This is a genomic window from Geminocystis sp. CENA526 (assembly GCF_050753365.1).
Taxonomy (GTDB): domain Bacteria; phylum Cyanobacteriota; class Cyanobacteriia; order Cyanobacteriales; family Cyanobacteriaceae; genus Geminocystis.
The window spans coordinates 1-5,068 of record NZ_JBLZFY010000175.1 but is presented as its reverse complement, the minus strand read 5'-3'; the positions used below and the strand labels follow the sequence as shown (position 1 = coordinate 5,068).

At 37.1% G+C, this 5,068-nt stretch carries 3 protein-coding genes and 1 pseudogene; 1 reads left to right on the top strand and 3 read right to left on the bottom strand.

Going from position 1 to position 5,068, the window contains the following annotated elements:
* The 3 genes and pseudogenes from ACN4EE_RS21955 to ACN4EE_RS21945 all read right to left on the bottom strand — a co-directional run.
* Positions 1-1,048: pseudogene (locus tag ACN4EE_RS21955) on the bottom strand (family 10 glycosylhydrolase); the annotation flags it as partial.
* Positions 1,049-1,449: 401 nt separating this feature from the next.
* Positions 1,450-2,832, bottom strand: coding sequence for an IctB family putative bicarbonate transporter (locus ACN4EE_RS21950; protein WP_431708649.1), 1,383 nt, complete (start codon positions 2,830-2,832; stop codon positions 1,450-1,452).
* A 120-nt stretch (positions 2,833-2,952) separates the two neighbouring features.
* On the bottom strand, positions 2,953-3,759 hold the full coding sequence (locus ACN4EE_RS21945; protein WP_431708648.1) for a putative bifunctional diguanylate cyclase/phosphodiesterase: 807 nt from the start codon (positions 3,757-3,759) through the stop codon (positions 2,953-2,955).
* Between the two features lie 155 nt (positions 3,760-3,914).
* Between ACN4EE_RS21945 and ACN4EE_RS21940 the strand changes: the two genes are divergently transcribed.
* A partial coding sequence (locus ACN4EE_RS21940) for an RNA-guided endonuclease InsQ/TnpB family protein (protein ID WP_431708647.1) occupies positions 3,915-5,068 on the top strand: 1,154 nt, incomplete at its 3' end.

Genomic DNA, 5,068 nt, shown 5'->3' with positions numbered 1-5,068 from the left:
CTTTATCTTCAATGAGGGTGATAGGAGTGGGGTTATTTCTCAAGCCTGTTAAAATGGCTACTCCTGTGGGAATTTTCTTTCTAGCAGATTGTAACTGAGCATTGTTTAATTCTTTGGTAAATGTTTTTAAATCAGGGCGATAAACTTGAATAATTAATTCATCCACAATGCCTAAATTTACCCATCTGTGCCAATCCTGTAAGAATAAATTGTAAGCTGTAGAGTAAGGATTTGGAGCGACAGAAAATATCGCTTTGGGTTTTCTTTGTTTCACTGCTCTATTCAACCTTACCATGAAATCGGTGATTTTATCAGCACGCCACTTTACCCAAGCCCTATCTTGGGGATTTGCTGGAGGATTTTTTTTCGTTTCTTGTTTATATAGTTCGATCGTATAGGGATCATAACCAAAATCTCTTGGTAATACAGTATGATCATCAAATTGAACACCATCCACGGGATATTTAGTGACAACTTCTAAGACTAAATCCATGAAAAATTGTTGGACTTGAGGATGGAAAGGATTTCACCATACCACTTGCCCCGCCGCACTCGTGCCGATTTTACTACCATCTCGGCGAGTGGTTAACCAACGAGGATTTTTTGTGGCTAATTCGGAGGAGGGAGTCGTCATAAAGCCAAATTCAAACCAAGGAATTACTAACAATCCTTGTCTATGCCCTTCATTGATAATATCTCTAATTACATCTTGATTGTGATAATCCGATCGAACCAAGGGGGGAATGCCTACTCTTTGGGCGACTTGACTAGGAAAGGAAGCATAACCAGAATTCCACACCACTGGATAAATGGTATTAAAATTCAATTCCGCCAATTCCTTTAAACTATTTTCTAATAATGGTCGATCGAGCAATACATCAGTATCATTTTTGGTTAACCATACCCCTCGAATTTCAGGAAAAGTAGCCTGACTGACTACTTGTTGAGGGTTAAGAAAGACTACTAAAAAAACCGATACTAAAAATAGTATAACTGTTTTCTTTAGCTTAGTTAGATAGGGAAGTTCGATCGAAAAAAACTGATTCATTCTCAAGATTGTAAAATTTTACCTGATACATATTACCATTTAATCTCAATTTTGAAGAACTCTCCCTACTCCCTACTCCCTACTCCTTACTCCTTACTCCTTACTCCCTACTCCCTACTCCCTACTCCTTACTCCTTACTCCCTACTCCCTACTCCTTACTCCTTACTCCTTACTCCCTACTCCCTACTCCCTACTCCCTACTCCTTACTCCTTACTCCTTACTCCTTACTCCCTACTCCCTACTCCCTACTCCTTACTCCTTACTCCTTACTCCCTACTCCCTACTCCCTACTCCTTACTCCTTACTCCTTACTCCCTACTCCTTACTCCTTACTCCTTACTCCCTACTCCCTACTCCCTACTCCTTACTCCTTACTCCCTACTCCTTACTCCTTACTCCTTACTCCTTACTCCTTACTTCCAACTTTTTACTAATTTTGAAGGGAAAAGAAGCCACTACCGCTATACATAACCACCATAAAGTATTAATTTGTGGACGATACCACACAGTATCAAATAATCCCTGAGTAGCTAATCCGGCGATCGCACCTAAAGCACCAATCATCCACATAGCTTGTAAATCATTGCTCGGTTTCAGATTTTTGATGATTGCTATAGCCCTCCTAAAAGTGCTTGTAACGATGCCTAGAAAGGCAATAAGCCCGATTAAACCAGTTTCGATCGCAATTTCGAGTAAAACGCAATAAGTACTTAAAGCAGTGAATTTCGTTTGCATATAGGTAGGGTAAATTTTATTAAACACCTGATTCCCCAAGCCAATACCCGTTAAAGGATAATCAGCCAACATTTTTAACGCTGAAGTCCAAACATTGATACGGAAATTATTACTACTATCACCCCTCCAAGAAAATAAACTGGTAATTCTTAACCTTAAAGGCTCACTTACAATAGTACCAATGAAAACAAGTGCTATAAAAGAAGCAATAACAATCGGAATTAACCATTTACGCCAAAAAGGGCTTAGATATTCACTCCACCAAAACTTAAATCCTAAAAGAAAGATAACCCCCGTAGCAATTAAAGCCAACCAAGCACCACGACTGCCAGTAAAATAGACACAAGCGGTGTGCATAATTAAACTAAAACCAGCAAATACTTTTAAAGGGATAGTTTTCCAAATGATGATACCCACCACTGAAAAAGCCACCGCAGGAATTAAATAACCACCTAACAAATTAGGATTTCCTAAATAACTATAAACTCTAGTGGCATCTGCAAGGGGGGAAGTGGGATCAGTCCATGTAGCAAGTGGCTTTACACCTATAAATTTTTGACGAACACCATAGGCGCTCACAATTAGGGATACTAATAAATAAACTCCTGTCACCCAAGAGAGTAGTTTAGGATGGCGAAAAATACGACTACCTAAAGCAAAAAAGAGTAAGTATAAGGTGAATTTGAATAACCCTGATAATGCCTCCATTTTAAGAGGAGAAAAAGCCGTTGCCACAACAGAGATTAACCAATAGGCAAAAATCCATAAATGAATAGGGGTAATTTGATTTTGTTTGACTTCAGCAAGGGTTAATAATGCCCAAAATCCACTACTTGCCATTAAAATAATCCCCACTAAAGTATTATTAGTAAAGGGTGCGCTAACAATAACTAAACAAATTAAAACAGTGGCTATGACATCAGAATAGTTAAGTAAATAACTTCCAGACTCCCAAGGGGAAACTATGCCAATAATTTTGCCTAATAAGCTACTTTTGCGCCAATTTAATAAGGGTGATTTTTCTTCTTCTACGGTTGTATAATTCATAGTTGAGATAAATAATTTGGTTCTTCTACTTTACCTGAGTTCGATATAAAATTATCGGTGAAGGTAAGACGCTTGATAATGGGGTGTTATAATAACTCCAAAACTATTACCTATTACCTATTATTGTGTTATCCATAATTCAAAATCATCGGCACTTAAAGGCTTTGTAAATAGGTATCCTTGCCCATAATTACATTTTAATTTACTGAGGATTTTTCTCTGTTTTTCTGTTTCAATACCTTCGCAAACTACTTCTAAATCAAGATTATGGCAAAGGGTGATAATTCCTTGTAAGAATTTTACGTCTTTAGGATTGTTATTTAAAGGCTTGACAAAGGCTTTATCTATTTTGATTTGATTAACAGGAAAATTTCTTAATCTTGCTAAGGATGAATAACCTGTGCCGAAGTCATCGATGGCAATTTTTACACCTAAATCTTGGATTTTTTTAAGGGTTTTTGTCACGGAATTAGGATGTTGAGAAATGATGGTTTCTGTGACTTCTATGCGCAAATTGGAGGGCGAAAGTTTTGTGTTTTCAAGGGTATAAAATATCTTCTCTAATAAATCTAAAGTTTCAAATTGTTTTCCAGCCACGTTGACGTTAATGGTAATATTGTCATCTAAAATTCCCTTTTCTTGCCACTGGCGTAATTGATGACAAGCCGTATTTAATACCCAATTACCTAATTCTACGATTAATGTACTTTCTTCTGCTAAGGGTAAAAATTTAGAGGGGGGTAAAAAACCTAATTCATCATGATTCCACCTCACCAATGATTCTAAACTGTATAATTTTCCAGTGTTTAAGTCCACAATCGGTTGATAATATAATGTTAGTTTATCCTCCTCGATCGCACTTTTTAACTCATTTTCTAATTTTAACTTAAATAAAGAAAGAAGTCCCACACTGTATTTTTCGGTCAAAAAACTCTTACAAAATCAGTGTGGGATGAATGTTTCGACTACGCTCAACACAAGTTTCGATCAACATAATAGAGTCCGATTAGGACATTTTCCCAAAATCAAAATCTTTGTGCTAAGATAAAAAAAGTTTATCACAATGACTCGTTATCAGTAGAATGCACAAAGCTATAAAAGTCAGATTATATCCCACAAGTGAACAAGCCCAAAAACTTAGTCAAGTCATGGGTTGTGCTAGATGGTGGTATAATTATGCCCTAAATTTGTGCAATCAAACATATAAAACTACTGGCAAGGGGTTAACCCAAATCGCACTCAATAAATATTTGCCTTTACTCAAAAAAGAAGAAGATACGGCTTGGTTGGGAGAATGTTATTCGCAAGTATTACAATCTGCGACTCTTAATCTGACTAAAGCGTTCAGAAATTTCTTTGAGGGGAGAGCAAAATATCCAAGGTTCAAATCTTATCACGGAAAGCAATCTTGTCAGTATCCCCAAAGTGTCAAGATAGTAGATGGTTGTTTGAAAATCCCCCAATTAGGATTAGTTAAGGCATCTATTCATCGGATATTTGAAGGGGAAATTAAGACTGTTACTGTTAGCAAAACCCCTACAGGCAAATACTTTGCGTCAATTCTTTTTGAAACTGAGCAAGATTTTCCCGAAGTAACTATTACAGGTAAAGTCTGTGGGATTGACTTGGGAATTAAGGATTTTGCTATCGTTAATGATGGTAAGAAAACTAGCAAATATGCAAACCCTAGACAAATAAAGAAACATGAAAAAAACTTAGCCCGAAAACAACAAAAGTTAGCTCGTCAGAAAAAAGGTTCTAAAAATAGAGAAAAAGCACGAAAGCTAGTAGCTAAGGTACACGAACGCACAAGCAATGCCCGTCACGACTTTTTACATAAACTTTCCAGAAAAATTGTCAATAACAATCAGGTAGTAGTCGTGGAGAAACTCAATATCAAGGGTATGGTTCGTAATCACTGTTTAGCAAAAGCTATATCTGATGTGGGTTGGGGAACTTTTATCAACTTCTTAGACTATAAACTCAAAGAAAAAGGTGGTTTATTAGTCGAGATCGATCGATGGTTTCCCAGTTCTAAAACTTGTTCTAATTGTCTGTATCAAATGTCAGAAATGCCATTGGATGTAAGAGAGTGGACTTGTCCTAGTTGTGGTACTCACCACGATCGAGATGAGAACGCTAGTAAAAATATTAGAGAGGAAGGCATCAGAATTATACAAACGGATGGAATAGCCGTTTCTGCATCTGGAGGCACTGTAAGACCAAAAGGCGGACG

Bases quoted from the DNA above. Each gene is read 5' to 3' on its own strand.
- ACN4EE_RS21950 (WP_431708649.1), bottom strand. From the start codon at position 2,832: ATGAATTATACAACCGTAGAAGAAGAAAAATCACCCTTATTAAATTGG.